This window comes from Acidovorax sp. AC410 (genome assembly GCF_979253235.1).
The window spans coordinates 6,866,418-6,881,808 of sequence record NZ_CEEDCG010000001.1; the positions used below are offsets into that span (position 1 = coordinate 6,866,418).

At 68.5% G+C, this 15,391-nt stretch carries 12 protein-coding genes; 6 read left to right on the forward strand and 6 right to left on the reverse strand.

Features of this window, described 5'->3' with window-relative positions:
* Nucleotides 1–23: 23 nt before the first annotated feature.
* Entirely contained in the window at nucleotides 24–1,502 is a 1,479-nt protein-coding gene (locus AC0IZS_RS31910) for a Ppx/GppA phosphatase family protein (RefSeq protein WP_471639325.1), read from the forward strand.
* A gap of 52 nt (nucleotides 1,503–1,554) precedes the next feature.
* The gene (locus tag AC0IZS_RS31915) at nucleotides 1,555–2,130 is read left to right on the forward strand and encodes a hypothetical protein (protein WP_471639326.1); all 576 of its coding nucleotides are present in this window, start codon (nucleotides 1,555–1,557) and stop codon (nucleotides 2,128–2,130) included.
* Between the two features lie 54 nt (nucleotides 2,131–2,184).
* Here the strand turns inward: AC0IZS_RS31915 and AC0IZS_RS31920 are convergent, their stop codons facing one another.
* From AC0IZS_RS31920 to AC0IZS_RS31940, 5 genes are read right to left on the reverse strand one after another with little or no spacing between them, the layout of a single operon-like run.
* The gene (locus tag AC0IZS_RS31920; RefSeq protein ID WP_471639327.1) at nucleotides 2,185–2,649 is read right to left on the reverse strand and encodes a SixA phosphatase family protein; all 465 of its coding nucleotides are present in this window, start codon (nucleotides 2,647–2,649) and stop codon (nucleotides 2,185–2,187) included.
* Nucleotides 2,649–4,844, reverse strand: coding sequence for a polyphosphate kinase 1 (gene ppk1, locus AC0IZS_RS31925; RefSeq protein ID WP_471639328.1), 2,196 nt, complete (start codon nucleotides 4,842–4,844; stop codon nucleotides 2,649–2,651). The genes AC0IZS_RS31920 and ppk1 overlap by 1 nt, the downstream gene beginning before the upstream one ends.
* A 38-nt stretch (nucleotides 4,845–4,882) precedes the next feature.
* On the reverse strand, nucleotides 4,883–5,974 hold the full coding sequence (locus AC0IZS_RS31930) for a glycosyltransferase family 4 protein (protein WP_471639329.1): 1,092 nt from the start codon (nucleotides 5,972–5,974) through the stop codon (nucleotides 4,883–4,885).
* Nucleotides 5,971–6,849 carry a UDP-2,3-diacylglucosamine diphosphatase gene (locus AC0IZS_RS31935; protein WP_471639330.1) on the reverse strand — a complete coding sequence of 293 codons (879 nt, stop codon included), beginning with the start codon at nucleotides 6,847–6,849 and terminating at the stop codon, nucleotides 5,971–5,973. Before AC0IZS_RS31935 ends, AC0IZS_RS31930 begins: the two co-directional genes overlap by 4 nt.
* The gene (locus tag AC0IZS_RS31940) at nucleotides 6,849–7,694 is read right to left on the reverse strand and encodes a GNAT family N-acetyltransferase (RefSeq protein ID WP_471639331.1); all 846 of its coding nucleotides are present in this window, start codon (nucleotides 7,692–7,694) and stop codon (nucleotides 6,849–6,851) included. The genes AC0IZS_RS31935 and AC0IZS_RS31940 overlap by 1 nt, the downstream gene beginning before the upstream one ends.
* Nucleotides 7,695–7,979: 285 nt before the next feature.
* Here AC0IZS_RS31940 and AC0IZS_RS31945 point away from each other — a divergent pair, with 285 nt between their 5' ends.
* Entirely contained in the window at nucleotides 7,980–10,208 is a 2,229-nt protein-coding gene (locus tag AC0IZS_RS31945; RefSeq protein WP_471639332.1) for an EAL domain-containing protein, read from the forward strand.
* A gap of 15 nt (nucleotides 10,209–10,223) precedes the next feature.
* On the opposite strand, the gene AC0IZS_RS31950 is transcribed toward AC0IZS_RS31945, so the two are convergent.
* On the reverse strand, nucleotides 10,224–12,863 hold the full coding sequence (locus AC0IZS_RS31950; protein ID WP_471639333.1) for a diguanylate cyclase domain-containing protein: 2,640 nt from the start codon (nucleotides 12,861–12,863) through the stop codon (nucleotides 10,224–10,226).
* A gap of 195 nt (nucleotides 12,864–13,058) precedes the next feature.
* Between AC0IZS_RS31950 and azu the strand changes: the two genes are divergently transcribed.
* The 3 genes from azu (at nucleotide 13,059) to AC0IZS_RS31965 (ending at nucleotide 15,330) form a co-directional block, all read left to right on the forward strand.
* Complete coding sequence (azu, locus tag AC0IZS_RS31955; protein WP_471639334.1) at nucleotides 13,059–13,526, forward strand: azurin; 468 nt, start codon at nucleotides 13,059–13,061, stop codon at nucleotides 13,524–13,526.
* Between the two features lie 124 nt (nucleotides 13,527–13,650).
* Nucleotides 13,651–13,929, forward strand: coding sequence for a hypothetical protein (locus tag AC0IZS_RS31960; protein WP_179679308.1), 279 nt, complete (start codon nucleotides 13,651–13,653; stop codon nucleotides 13,927–13,929).
* A gap of 3 nt (nucleotides 13,930–13,932) precedes the next feature.
* Nucleotides 13,933–15,330 carry a 3-deoxy-D-arabino-heptulosonate 7-phosphate synthase gene (locus AC0IZS_RS31965; protein ID WP_471639335.1) on the forward strand — a complete coding sequence of 466 codons (1,398 nt, stop codon included), beginning with the start codon at nucleotides 13,933–13,935 and terminating at the stop codon, nucleotides 15,328–15,330.
* Nucleotides 15,331–15,391: the final 61 nt, after the last annotated feature.

A 15,391-nucleotide genomic window follows, 5' to 3' on the forward strand; every position in this document is an offset into this window, starting at 1 on the left:
AAACGCGCCCCCCGCGCACCACCATGCACAACGGAACACTGCTCGCAGCTGTGGATCTGGGATCCAACAGCTTTCGCCTTGAAATCGGCCGCTACGAGCACGGCCATGTCCAGCGCGTCGAATACCTCAAGGAAACCGTGCGCCAGGGCAATGGCCTGGACGAAAACCGCAACCTCACCCCCGAAGCCATGCAGCGCGGCTGGGACTGCCTGGCCCGCTTCGGCGAGCGCCTGGCAGGCTTTTCGCGCACGCAGGTGCGTGCCGTGGCCACCCAGACCCTGCGCGAGGCGCGCAACCGTGATGAATTCATCGTGCGCGGCAGCCAGGTGCTGGGCTACCCGATCGACGTGGTCTCGGGCCCCGAGGAAGCCCGGCTGATTTACCAGGGCGTGGCGCGCCTGCTGCCCCAGTCCGACGAGCGCCGCCTGGTGGTGGACATCGGCGGGCGCTCCACCGAACTCATCCTGGGCCAGCAGTTCACGCCGCACTCCGTGGCCTCCTTTCGCGTGGGCAGCGTGGCCTGGTCCTCGCGCTACTTCGCCGGGGGCCTGTTCACGCCCCAGGCCTTCATGGCCGCCGAGATCGCCGCCAAGGCGGTGCTCGACGAGGCCCTGGCCACCTTCCGTCCCGACGGCTGGGACGTGGCCTACGGGTCTTCGGGCACGGCCGGCGCGGTCGGGGACATCCTCACCGCCGCAGGTGCGCCCGAAGGCCTGATCACGCGCGAAGGCCTTGACTGGCTGCATGAACGCCTGCTGCGCGCGCAGAGCGCCGACCGCGTGCGGCTCGATGGCTTGAAGGACGAGCGCCGCGCCGTGATCGGCGGCGGCATCAGCGTGCTGCGCGCCGTGTTCGACCTGCTGCACATCGAGCAGATGCAGGTGGCCCAGGGCGCGCTGCGCCAGGGCGCGCTGTACGACCTGCTGGACCGCGAACAGCCCGGCACCGACCTGCGCAGCACCACGGTCAACGGCCTCATGCAGCGCTTTGGCGTGGACATGGAGCATGCCGAGCGCGTGGCACGGATCGCCTGCCAGCTGTTCGACCAGGCGGCCCCTGCCGGCAGCGAGCGCGCCTCGCGCAAGCTCGACTGGGCGGCGCGCCTGCACGAGATCGGCTGCCGCATCTCGCACAGCGACTACCACCGCCACGGCGCCTACATCCTGGACCACACCGACGCCGCCGGCTTTGCCATGCCCGAGCTGCACCGCCTGGGCCAGTTGGTGCTGGGCCAGCGTGGCAAGGTGCGCAAGCTCGATGTGGACCTCGAAGACCCGGGATTCGCACTGCAGCTGCTGTGCCTTCGCCTGGCCGTGGCCCTGTGCCATGCCCGCCGCGACCCGGACACCGAAGGCCTGCAGCTGCAGGTCAAGGGCAACCGCTTTCTGCTGGCGGCTCGCCGGGGCTGGGCGCTGGGCTACCCCCAATCGGCCCACCTGCTGCGCGAGGAAATGCTGGCCTGGCAGAAGACCCCATGGGAGCTGGTGGCAGAACTGCCGTGACTTGAAAATAAAAACCGTATAAACTGTTTATACCGTTTTATTTTTTGAAGCCATGACCACCACTGCACCAGCAACCGCCCCCGCCACTCCTACCGCTGCAGCCACCCCGGCTGCAGCCCCCGCCGCCAAGGCACCCGCCGCCGTGAAAAGCACCGCTGCTTCCAAGGCCGTCAAGGCAGCCAAGGCACCGAAGAAAGCTGCAGCCACCAAGCCTGACGCCGTCCCGAAGGCAGCCGCCAAGGCCCCGGCAGCCAAGCCTGCAACCGCCGCAAAGCCGGCAGCCAAGGCCGCCGCCAAGCCCAAGGCTGCAGCGCCCACCGTGAGCAAGCCTGCGACCAAGCCCGCAGCACCCGTGGTACCCGCCAAGGACGCCAAGGTCAAGAAGCCCAAGCTGGTGCGCGACAGCTTCACCATCCCCAAGGACGAGTACGCCGTGGTCGAGACGCTCAAGCAGCGCGCCGCCGCACTGGCCCAGCCCACCAAGAAGAGCGAATTGCTGCGCGCCGGCCTCAAGCTGCTGGCCACCCTGTCTGACACCGCCCTGCGCAGCGCACTGCAGGCCGTGCCGTCGATCAAGACCGGCCGCCCAAAGGCCGAGGCCCCTGCCGCCAAGAACGGCCGCAAGTAAGAAAGCGGCCCGAGGGCCGCTGCGTGGTAGCAACTGAAGGTGCTGCCGTCAGTGTCAGACGAACTCCGGCGACTGCACGGCCATCAGCACCGTCTGGCTCTCGTCCATGCGCTGGCGCTGGCGCAGCCACCACACGGCGCCCTTGCGCACCGCGCATTCGGGAGCCTGCATGCCCAGCAACTGCGCAATGGTCTGGCCCAGCACGGGCTGGTGGCCCACGATCAGCACGGCACCGCGCGCCCGCGGCCACTGCGCCAGCTCCAGGAGCTCTTCAGTAGTGCCGCCGGGCAGCAGTTCGGCGCGCATCTTGAATTTGCGGCCCAGCGCGTCGGCCGTCTGCTCGGTGCGCCGTGCCGGGCTGGCCAGCACACGCAGGCCCTCGGGCAACTGGCGGTCCAGCCAGGCAGCCATGCGCGCCGCCTGCTTTTCGCCGCGCGGCGTGAGCGCACGGGTCAGATCGTCCGAGCCGTCCTGGGCCTCTTCGGCCTCGGCATGGCGCCACAGGATCAAATCCATCATCACGTTCCTTGCTGCTCCACCCGCGCCACCGGCGCAGGCGGTCCGTAGCGCACCATGAGCGCCGCCTGCGCGCCCTGCCCGTCTTCGGGATGCGGCGCCCGGGCATAGGTGCCGTCGGGGTTGAGCGTCCATGCATCGCGGTCGTCGTGCAGGTAGGCCACCAGGCATTCGTCGACGATCTGGCGGCGCAGGCGCGGCTCGGTCACAGGCCAGGCCAGCTCCACGCGGCGCATCATGTTGCGGTTCATCCAGTCGGCACTCGACAGGTACAGGTCTTCCTCGCCACCGGCGCGGAAGTAGAAGACGCGCGTGTGCTCCAGAAAGCGCCCGATCACCGAGCGCACGCGGATGTTGTCGGTCACGCCCGGCACCTGCGCTGCCAGCATGCAGGCGCCGCGCACGATCAGGTCGATGCTGGCACCGCGCTGGCCGGCCAGGATCAGGGCACGGATCAGCGCCTCGTCGGTCAGTGCGTTCATCTTGGCGACGATGCGCGCATCCTCGCCCCGGCTGGCGGCCAGGCCCACCTGCTCGATCTTCTCGACCATGCGGCGCTGCAGATGGAAGGGCGCGAGCAGCAGTTTGCGCAGCTTGGGCGGCCGGTTCTGGCTGGCCAGGTGGTTGAACACGCCGTCCATGTCGGCGGTGGTGTCCTCGTCGGCCGTGAGGTAACTGAGGTCGGTGTACAGGCGCGCGGTGCGCACGTTGTAGTTGCCGGTCGACAGGTGCCCGTAGCGGCGCAGCTGGCGCCCCTCGCGGCGCGTCACCAGCAGCATCTTGGCATGCGTCTTGAGGCCCACCACGCCGTACACCACCTGCGCGCCAATGGATTCAAGCGCCTCGGCCCAGTTGATGTTGGCCTCTTCGTCAAAGCGCGCCTTGAGCTCCACCACGGCCATGACCTCCTTGCCGCGGCGCACGGCCTCGGTCAGCAGGTCCATGAGCTCGGAATCGGCGCCCGTGCGGTAGATGGTCTGCTTGATCACCAGCACCTGCGGGTCGTTCACCGCCTCGCGCAGAAAGGCCAGCAGCCCGTCGAAGCTCTCGAACGGCTGGTGCATGAGCACATCGCGCTTTTGCAACTGCTCCATGATCGAGACCCCCGGCACCAACTGGTGCGGCCAGGCCGAGCGCCATGCAGGGAACAGCAGCGCAGGGTCGTTCACCAGGTCCACCAGTTGCGTCAGGCGCACCAGGTTCACGGGGCCATGCACGCGGTACAGCGCCGGCTCGGGCAGGTCGAACTGCTCAAGCAGGAAGCGCGAGAGGAACTGCGAGCACCCGGCCGAGACCTCCAGCCGCACGGCCTGGCCATAGTGGCGGTGCTGCAGACCCTGGCGCAGGGCGGTGCGCAGGTTGCGCACGTCTTCCTCGTCGAGCGCCAGATCGGAGTGGCGCGTGACGCGGAACTGCGAGAACTCCGTGACCTCGCGCCCGGGGAACAGGTCCGCCAGGTGCGCGCGGATGATGCTCGACAGGCTCACGAACAGCGATTCGCCCTTGGCCGCCAGGCGCGACGGCATGCGCACCAGGCGCGGCAGCGCACGCGGCACCTTGACGATGGCCACCTCGTTCTTGCGGCCGAAGGCATCGTGCCCATGCAGCCGCACGATGAAATTGAGCGACTTGTTGGCCACCTGCGGGAACGGGTGGGCCGGGTCCAGCCCCACCGGGATCAAGAGCGGGCGCACCTCGCGCATGAAGTACTCATGCACCCAGGCCCGCTGGGCCGATGACCGGTCGCCGTGGGAGACGATGCGGATGCCGTGCCGGGCGAACTCGGGCACCAGGGAGTCGTTGTACAGCGAGTACTGGCGCGCCACCAGGTCGTGGGCCTTGGATGCCAGTGCCACGAAGGAGGCTGCGGTATAGACCCCCTTGCCCTCGCCGCTCTTGGCTGCGGTCAGGTGGGCGGCGGCGCGAACCTCGAAGAACTCGTCGAGGTTGGACGAGACGATGCACAGGTAGCGCAGGCGCTCGAGCAGGGGCACGTCGGTGCGCACGGCCCAGTCAAAAACACGCTCATTGAAGCCCAGGATGCTGTGGTCCCGGTCCAGGAACATGGGCGCCCCCGGCACGGCGGTAGCCAGCGCTGGTGTGGACACAGGCTCGGTCGCCGCAGCGGCGGCGTCCTGGCGGTCATCGGGGCTGTCACATTGCGAAATCACAGGTTTTCTGGAGGATAAGGAAGGCATGGACACTCGAAAGCCACAAGGGCTGGTGTCTCCAGTATTTAACGGCCAGATGACAGTGATGTGACAGTTTTTGTGACAGAAACCCTGTCGTCATCTCCGTGCGGGCGGGCCGGAACCAGGAATTGCTGGAACAGGCGGGCGGCATGTGCCCAGGTGAACTCCAGCGCCCGGTTGCGCGCCTCGTGGCGCGGCACGGCCAGCGCATTCTGGGCAGCGGTCATCAGGTCGGTGTCGAGCACGCCGCCGCGCGCCTGGCCGCCGGCATGGACTCCCAGCACCTCCATCGGGCCGTCCTCGAAGTAGGCGGCCACGGGCGTGCCACAGGCCATGGCCTCCAGCATCACCAGGCCAAAGGTCTCCGAGCGGCTGGGGAACACGAACACGTCGGCCGCCGCGTACACCCCGGCCAGGGTGGCCCGGTCCAGGATGCCGAGCCAGCGTGCCTGCGGGTAGCGGGCCTTGAGCCGCTCTTCCAGCGGGCCCACGCCGCAGATCACCTTGCTGCCCGGCATGTCCAGCTGCAGGAAGGCCTCGATGTTCTTCTCGTACGAGACGCGCCCTACGTACAGGGCCACCGGATGGGCCAGGGCGCCCACCAGCGGGTGGGGCGTGGCCTCGCCCTGGTAGGTGAAGGCGGTGGTGTCCACCCCATGCGTCCATTGCCGGAGGTTGCGGAAACCCCGGCGCTCGAGCATCTTCAAAACCCCTACCGTGGGCACCATCACCCCCGACGAAGGACGGTGAAAATGCCGGAACAGCGCGTAGCCCAGCCCCAGCGGAATGTGCGCCGCAGCATTCAGGATCTCAGGAAACCGGGTGTGGAAAGCCGTGGTGAAGGCCAGCTTCTTGCGCAGGCAGTAGCTGCGCCCGGCCCAGCCGATGGGCCCTTCGGTCGCCAGATGGATGGCATCGGGCTGCAGTTCGTCCAGGATGCGCTCGATCTCGCGCCCGGGACGGACGGCCAGGTCGATACCCGGGTAACCCGGGCAGGGCCGGGTCTTGAACAGGCCCGGCTGGATCACATGCACCTGGTGCCCGGCGCCCTCCATATAGCGCACCAGCTCCACCAGGGTGGTGACCACGCCGTTGATCTGGGGGGCCCAGGCGTCGGACAACAAGGCGATTTTCATACGGCCATCTCGCTGCTGCGGGTTTGCGTGCTTGCCTGGTGCCCCGGCAGGGTGTGCCATTGCACCAGCTCCAGGCGGCCATCCATGTGCTCGACCAGCGCGGTGTGGCTTTCCACCCAGTCGCCATCGTTGCAGTACAGGATGCCGTCGATCTCGCGCATCTCGGCGCGGTGGATGTGGCCGCAGACCACGCCGTCGTGGCCGCGGCGGCGGGCTTCGGCGGCCACGGCCACCTCGAAGTCCGTCACGTAGTTCAGCGCCTTCTTGACCTTGCCCTTGAGGTAGGCCGAGAGCGACCAGTACGGCAGCCCCATGCGCGCGCGCAGGGTGTTCAGGTAGCGGTTGAGCTTGAGCGTGAATTCGTAGAGGTTGTCGCCCAGATAGGCGAGCCACTTGGCGCACTGGATCACGCCATCGAAATAATCGCCGTGCGTCACCCACAGGGTGCGGCCATCGGCCGTGGTGTGCACCGTGTCCTCGGCCACCTCGATGCCGCCGAACGAATGGCCGACGAAGGCGCGGGCGAACTCGTCGTGGTTGCCGGGCACGAACACCACGCGGCAGCCCTTGCGCGCACGGCGCAGCAGCTTTTGCACCACGTCGTTGTGGGCCTGGGGCCAGAACCAGCGCCGGCGCAGCTGCCAGCCGTCCACGATGTCGCCCACCAGGTACAGGTGGTCGCTCGGGTGGTGCTTGAGAAAGTCGAGCAGGCCCTCGGCCTGGCAGCCGGGCGTGCCCAGGTGCAGGTCGGAGATGAACACCGCACGCAGGTGGCGGTGGCCCGGTGGATGTGCGTCGTCGGCGTCGGCGGCAGTGTCCTGCCCACCTCCCACGTGCGCAGTCCAGTCGCCGAGCGCGTCGAACGCGGCGCGCATCAGGCCCCCAGGAAGTGCTTGCGGTAGCGGGGGTGCAGGTCCGCCAGGCGCATCAGCATGGGCAGGTCTGCGGAGTTGAAATCCGGATCCCAGGCCGGGGCACCGAGCACCCGGGCACCCAGGCGCAGATAGCCCTTGATGAGGGCCGGCGGCTCCACGAAGATGGAGCCGTCGAGCTTCTCCACAGGCAGCGGCAGGCGCGGCAGCACATGGTATTCGATGGGGGCCAGGTGCGTCTGGCGCACCTGGTTCCAGATGCTGGCCGCCGCGTCGCCGCTGATCACGCCGTTGTGCAGCATGGGGATGCTGGCGCAGCCGATCATGGTGTCGAGCTGGTTGCGCACCATGAAGTCGGCCAGCGCGCTCCAAAGCGCCATGATCACGCCGCCATGGCGGTGCTCGGGATGCACGCAGCTGCGCCCCAGTTCGACCATGCGCGGGCGCAGGGTGCGCAGCCGGGTGAGATCGAACTCGGTATCGCTGTAGGTGCTGCCCACGCGGCGCGCCTGCGCGGGGGTCAGCACCCGGTAGGTGCCAATCACCTGCCGGCTGGCCGCATCCCGCACCAGCAGGTGCTCGCAGTAGTCGTCGAACAAATCCACGTCGTGGCCCGGAACGGGGGTCGTCAATCGAGCGCCCATTTCCCCGGCAAACACGTCGAACCTCAGCTTCTGCGCCTGGCGCACCTCATCGAGGTGCCGTGCCCACGCTACTTCCACACCACCGCGCACCGGCATGCCGGCCACCGCAGCGACCGCGCCCACCGCAGATTCAGCGCGGTGGACGGTGCCCCTGGGCGATGCGACAGGGGACAGCGGCAGGGTGGGGTTGGGCAAATCGCTCATGGATCAACTCCTTCATACAAGGCGGCCCCATGGCCGCTGGTGCCCCGGATCACCGGGTGGTGTGCTTCAATGCGCTGGAGTTTGAAAGCCGCAGGTGACGCCTGCATGTCCGTGCGATGTCAACGCCGTGACACAGGGGCACGGCATGCGGGTGGGTGCCCGAAGGCCCTCCTTGCGGCACAGCCGGGGACCGGTTACCAAGCGGTTACCGCTGTAAGCCTGGGCTGCTACACTTTGGAACATTTTTTTGGGGCATCGCGCCTCTCCCTTCCGGGTTCGGCCGCCATGTCCTTGCTGTCCATTGCCCCAGAACGCCTGCCGTCTGGGGACTCTTCCGACGCGTCTTTGGAGCGCACGCTGCGCGAGCAGCAGATGCTGCTGGAGAGCGCGGGCGTGGGCATCGTGTTCATCCGCCAGCGCGTGGTGGTGCGCTGCAACCAGCGCTATGCCGAAATCTTCGGCTACGAATCGGCGCAGCGCCTGGCGGGCCTGAGCAGCGAGGCCTTCTACCCCGACCGCGATGCCTTCCGTGCACTGGGGCGCGAAGCCTACCCCGTGCTCGCCAAGGGCCAGGCCTACCGCGTGGAGCGCCAGATGCGCCGGCGCAACGGGCGGCTGTTCTGGGGCAGCCTCACAGGCCGGCTGATCAACCCGGCCGACACGAGCGAGGGCTCGATCTGGATCCTCGACGACATCGACGAGCACAAGCAGGCCCAGGCCCTGCTGAGCGCCGCCGTGCGCGAAAAGCAGGTGCTGTTCGACCAGGCCATGGTGGGCATCGTGTTCCTGCGCGATCGGCACCTGACGCGCTGCAACCGCCACTTCGAGCACATGCTGGGCTATGGTCCCGGCGAGCTGGCGGGCAGCCCCTCGCGCCGCTGGTATGCCAGCGACGAAGACTGGGAGGAAGTGGGTCACCGCTGCTACCCCGTGCTCGCCGCCGGCCAGTCCTACGAGGGCGAGGTGGTCATGAGCCGCAGGGACGGCACGCCGCTCACCTGCGAGGTCCGCGCCAAGTTCATCGACCCTGACGACCCGGACCAGGGTTCGATCTGGATCACCATGGACATCTCCGAGCGCAAGCAGGCCCAGGCAGCCCTGGCACGTGTGCATGAGGAGCTGGAGCAGCAGGTCCAGGACCGCACGCGCGAACTGCGCGACACGGTGGACAACCTGCACCGCGAGATCAGTGACCGCAAGGCCGACCAGGACCGCATCTACTGGCTGGCCCACTACGACCCGCTCACCGGCCTGCCCAACCGCGCCCTGCTGTCCGAGCGTGCCCAGGAAGCGATCCGCGTGGCGCAGGAGGGCAATACGCCGCTGGCGCTGATCTTCCTGGACCTGGACCATTTCAAGCATGTCAACGACTCGTTGGGCCACCGCGTGGGCGACGCCCTGCTGGTGGAGATCGCCAAGCGCCTGCGCGCCGTGGTGCGCGACAAGGACACCGTCTCGCGCCTGGGTGGTGACGAGTTCATCCTGCTGCTGCCGGGCGCCAACGCACACGGGGCCGCACGCGTGGCCGGCAAGCTGCAGGAAGCCTCGCGCCAGCACTACCAGATCGACCACCACGAGCTGACGATGGCGCCGTCCATGGGCGTGGCCCTGTTCCCGCAGGACGGTGCCGACTTCGACACGCTGACCCAGTCGGCCGACGTGGCCATGTACCGCGCCAAGCTCGACGGGCGCAACACCTTTCGCTTCTTCACGCCCGAGATGCAGGCCCAGTCGGTGCGTGCGCTGCAGATCGAGAACGCACTGCGCCGCGCACTGGAGCGCGGCCAGCTGCACCTGCACTACCAGCCCCAGATCCACCTGGCCACGGGCCAGGTACACAGCGTGGAGGCGCTGCTGCGCTGGGACCACCCGCAGATGGGCAGCATCTCGCCCACCGAGTTCATCCCCATCGCGGAGGACAGCGGCCAGATCCTGCAGATCGGCGAATGGGTGCTGCGCACCGCGCTCACCCAGCTCAAGGACTGGCACGCCAATGGGTTTCCGGGGCTGACCATGGCGGTCAACCTCTCGGCGATCCAGTTCCGCCAGCCGCAGCTGCCCGAGCTGGTGAGCCGCATCCTGACCATCTTCGAGCTGCCGCCCGACTGCCTGGAGCTGGAGCTGACCGAGGGCGTGGCCGTGGACGACCCGCATTCGGCAGTGGCCACCATGGACAGCCTGCACTCGCGCGGGGTGCGCATGTCCATGGACGACTTCGGCACCGGCTATTCGTCGCTGAGCCAGCTCAAGCGCTTCCAGATCTTCAAGCTCAAGATCGACCAGTCCTTCGTGCGCGACCTGGGCGACGACGGCAACGACCGCGCCATCGTGAGCGCCATCATCCGCATGGCCCAGGCCCTGGGCATGCGCACCACGGCCGAGGGCGTGGAAACGCCAGGCCAGCTGGCCTTCCTGCGTGAGCAGGGCTGCGACGAGGCCCAGGGCTACCTGTTCAGCCGGCCATTGCCGGCCGACGAGCTGGAACTTTTTTTGCGCCAGTACCTGCCCGCGTAGTTCTCCAGCGAAGCTTCAAGACAGCGGTTGCACCGCCTGCGCCAGCTGCACGCGGTGCTTGCCGGACCGCTTGGCCTGCAGCATGGCCTCGTCCGCCTCGACCAGCAGTTCCTGCGCATCGAGCCGGCCCTGCGACAGCGCGACGCCAATGCTCATGCCGACCCGCACCGGCGCTCCGGAGCCCGGCAGGTGCACGGGCTGGCAAACCGCCTGCATCAGCCGATCGAGCACGGCACGCCATTCATCCCCGGCCACGGGCGTGAGGACCAGCACGAACTCGTCACCCCCGATGCGCGCCGCCGTGTCCGATGCGCGGATGCTGCCGGAGATGCGCCGGGCCAGTTCGACCAGGAGCTGGTCGCCCGCCTCGTGCCCAAATTGGTCGTTGACGGCCTTGAATCCGTCCAGGTCAGCAAAGCACACCGCCACCCCGTGGCCGGCCCGCTGCGCCGCCGCCAGGGCCTGGCGCAGGCGGTCCACGAGCAGCAGGCGGTTGGGCAGCTGCGTGAGTGCATCGTGGAAGGCCACGTGCGTGATCTGCGCATGCGCCCGCTTGGCTGAGGAGATGTCCACCGCCATCCAGAAGGTCTCGCTGTCGGAAAGGCGCACGCCGCTCAGGTCCACCCAGATGGCCTCGCCGCTCCTGTGCTGCAGGCGCACGTCGGTGCGGTAGTTCTGGCCCCGGCCCAGCCGCAGCGCGGCGGCCTCTTCCACGTGGCGGTAGTCCTCGCCGCGCGCATACAGGGCCTGGACCTCGGTCCCCCCGAGTTCACCCGGCCCATAGCCCAGCATGCGCTCCATGGCGACATTCTTCCAGGTGATGGTGCGGCCGCGGAGTTTGAGCATGCCCACCAGGTCGCTGTTGAGCATGGCCGACTGCTCGTGCAGCAGGGCCTGCACCTGGCGCAGCGCTGCGTGCTGCGCCGTCACATCGACCGCCACGGTGCGGCTCATCAGGAAGTTGCCCTGCCCGTCCTGTCCATCGCGCACGGCCGTGGAGTTGATGCGCACGAAGCGGCGCGCGGCGCCCGGCGGCGCCAGCTCGACCTCGATCTCGGGCGCCCGCTCCTGCAGGGTGAGCATGAGAAAGTGGTCATGAAAGCGCTGGCGGTGCTCGCCCTGCAGCAGCTCGCTGAAGCGGGCATGGGAATCCAGGGGCGTGCTGCCCAGCCACTGCTGCAGGGTGGCATTGATGTGTACGACACAGCCCTCGGCATCGAGCGAAAAATACCCGCAGGGGGTGTGGTCATACAGGTCGCGGATGCGCGCCGCAGACTCTTCCAGGCTCTTCAGCAGGCGCTTTCTGTCGGTGATGTCCCGGGCGGAGCCGAAGATCAGCAACTGCCCGTCGATGTCCACCGCATGCCAGTGCAAATCGACGTCGATGACCTGGCCATCCGCGCGCCGGTGCTGAACTTCCACGCGCTGCCGGTCGCCATCACCCACCTTGGCCAGCCAGGTGCGGATGGCCGCCTCGTTCTGGTTGGCGTCCCAGGTGGACACATGCGTGCCCTGCAGCCCCTCCCGGGAGGATCGGTGCATCTGCGCGAACGAATCGCTCATCTCGACCAGATGACCCTGCCGGTCGATGATGTGGATGCCGTCACCGGCCACGCGCAAAAGGATCTGCGTGCGCCGGCTCTGCGCCCCCAGGGCGCGCAGGGTACCCAGCTCGCGCAGCCCCAGCCGGTAGACCACGACGGCGGCAGCGCAGCTCAGCAGCCACATGAGCCCCGCCATCAGCGACAGCGTGCGTGCCTCCTGCGCCAGGGGCTGGAAGAAATGCTGGTTGTTGAGCCCTGCAAAGACGATGAACGGCCAGCCCTGCACTTCCCGGTAGGCGACCGTCCGCTCCACGCCATCGGTCGCAGAAGCGGCTGTGTAGACGCCGGATGAAGGCTTGATCGCCAGGGTAGCCCGCAGCTCGTCGGAGACCTGGGTCGATCCGATCTCGACATGGACCTCGTTCCCGGGCGACATCCATGCCACGAAACGCAGGTCCCGCGTCCTGAGCGTGATGGCGTCGCGCTCACCCAGCTCGTAGCCGTGGAACATCTGTGCAAAGTGGTCCACCCGGATGGTCGCGTACAGGACCCCGGCGAACCTGCCGTCCACGGCCAGAGGCCGCGCGATGACGATCACCCAGTTGCCCGAGATCTGCGACACCACGGGCCTGGAGACAATGGGATCACCCGAGGTGGCCTGCCGGGCCTGCTGGAAGAAGGCGCGGTGCGAGATGTCGGCCACCGGCGCCCCGGCCTCCAGGTTGCCCCACCGCACTGCCCCCTTCTCATCCGCCAGGCGAAAGCCCTCGGCGCCCACGAGCAGGCTGCGCCGCTCGCCGAGCAGGCGCTGGATGTCGTCGTCCGTCGCACGGGTGCCAAACCCGCTGCGCAGGAGGTCGTCCAGCGTCATCCTGAGCACCGCATCGATCAGGCCCAGTTCGGAGCCCACGTTGGCCCCGGTGATCGCCACCAGGCTTTCCGCCGTGGTGCGGGCACGCTCTTCGTGGTTCTGCCGCGACGAGGACAGCACCCACAGCACCAGGCCGCACAGCAGCGCCGCGAGCAGGGTGTTGGCCCCCGTCAGCAATGCCGCCAGCCGGCGGCCGGGGTGCTCGGCGCGCGCGGTCGGGGGTGCGAAATTCTCGGCCATGGCCCATGCTAGCTCAAGCCGGGGCCCCGAAATATCGGGCGCTCCCCTGCCCTCACGTAAATATTGCCGAGCGAGAACGCACCCGCTTTGACGCACATCATGGGGCCCGGCGGCCACCGATGGTCCACTCATCGCCAGACCCCCCGCTACCGCGGGGGCCACGACACCGCTTTTTTACCGATGGAGCAATGCAAGATGACGACCAGGATGATGATGAAGAAGAATGCCGCCGCCGTGCTGCTGACCGCCCTGCTTGCCGGCCCGGCGTTGGCCGCCACCTGCGATGTGGAGATCGAAGGCAACGATGCCATGCAGTTCAACAAGCAGAGCATCGCCGTTCCCGCCAGTTGCAAGCAGTTCACCGTGAAGCTCAAGCACGTGGGCAAGCTGCCCAAGACGGCCATGGGCCACAACTGGGTGCTGACCAAGGCAGCCGACGCCCAGGGCACGGCCGCCGACGGCATCGCGGCCGGTGTCGACAAGGCCTATGTCAAGGCGGGTGATACCCGCGTGATCGCGCACACCAAGGTCATCGGCGGCGGCGAGGCCGATGTGGTGGCCTTTGACGTGGCCAAACTCAAGGCGGGCGAGGCCTACGCCTGGTTCTGCTCCTTCCCCGGGCATTCGAGCCTGATGAAGGGCACGCTGGCGCTGGCCAAGTGACGGTGGCATGGCCGGGCGCACGGCATTCGGGCGCGGTCGGACAAGCGCCCCGGTAGCCGGTTCAGCTTTCTGGCACGATCGGCGGGATACACCGCACGCAACCCAGAAGAAAGCCCGGATCCGCATGAGCATCGTCGTTTATTGGCAAGAAGCGCCCGGAGTGGCCGCCATGCAGGCGTTTGGCGCCCACGAGTTGGCGCCCGCCCTGCAGTTCTGCGAGGCCCGGCGCAAGGCCGGCAAACGCCATGTGAGCCTCTCGACGGAGCTGGCCGAGAGCGTGGGCCGGCCTGGCGTGAACACGGTAGAGGCCCGGCTGCTGCCCGACGGCACACCCTACGACTGGACCAAGACCCACCGGGGTGCCGGCCCGGACACGCCGGTGGGCGGTAACGGCGGCGCCTGATTCGTGCCCCCGCTGCCCCACCCTGCCTTGCTCGAACAGGTGCTGCGCACGGTCATGCGCCGCTACCGCCTGCCCGCAGCGCCGGCAGCCTGCGCGCAACGGCTGGAGACCAGCTCCGCCACCGCGCTGGCCATGGCCATCGACCAGGCACGCAGCGCTGCGCAGCATGCACAGCCGCCCGATGCGGCCACCCAGCGCCTGTTCACTGGCTCGCTGGCGCGCCTGATCGGGGATGCCCTGCGCGCGGACAGTGGCGATGCTGCCTACCAGGCCATGGTGCTCGCGCACCACGCGCCCCCGGTGCGCGAGGCCATGGCCCTGCAGGCCCATGCCGAGAAGGACGAGCGCGAGCTGCGCAGCATCGTCAACACCGTTGCGCATCCCGCCAAACTCCCTCAGTGCACCGCAGGCCTCCAGCGCGAGGCGCTGGCGCAGCTGCATGCAGACCACGCCTCGGCGCAGTGGGATGCGCTTGCAGCCACCGCACGGCGCTTGCTCGCCATGCCGCAGCTGGCTGGCGAGGCGCGATTGCAACGCGACCTGGCACGGCTGCTGGACGGTGCGGCGCTCGCCCGCATGCGGCGCGCCACGGTGCTCGCCGCCGACCCGCTGGTGCAGCAATACCAGGCCCTGCGTGACCAGCATGGCCCCCGCTCGGGCAGCCCCGCCGCCGTCGCGAAGGGCCAGGTCGCGCAGCAGCGTGGCGCAGCGGTGGAGGCGTTGGCCGCACAGGCGCTCGAAACGCTGGCGCAGCGGCTCAATGCGGCTGAGGGTGCGATCGAGGGAACGGCAGGCGCATGGCGCGTGGTGACGTCGATGCGGGTACCGTCCACGCTACCGGGCAGCGCAGAGCGCGCCAAGAGCGAATGGGATGCGGTGCTGCTGCGGCAGGCGGCGGCGCCCGCCGGTGCGCCAGAGCCCGCCTGGGATGTGTGCCTGCTGGTCGAAGCCAAGGCCTCCATCGACGCGGCCACCACGGATTTTCCGCGCCTGCTGCGCGGCCTGGGCCTGCTCGCCCAGGCGGACCCGGAGGCTGCATACACCTTCAGCACGCACCAAGGCCCGGTGCTGCTGCGCGGCGCGGCGCTGAGCGCCCTGGGCACGGGCGATGCCGAGCTGCTCGGCACTGTGCTGTACTGCTGTGATGCACTGGCCGAGGGCGCGCCGCACCTGCTGAGCGCCGCCAGCCGCATGCAACTGCTGTCCGCACCCGAGAGCCTGGCCTTTGCCAGTGCAGAGGCCCGGGGCCAGCCTGCGGATGTGCGGGATCTGGAACCGGTCTGGCATCGGCTGCGAGAGTCCCCCCAGTGGGAGTCCGTGCTCCACCAGTACCCGGCGATGCGCCGTGTGCGGGAGTTGGTGGTGCATGTGGCGGATCTGTCCGCCGCCATCGGCCCCTGATACGGATTTGCCTTCAACCGTCTAACGTCGTTGGTTCGCCTTGCCGTGCTATAGCACTGTC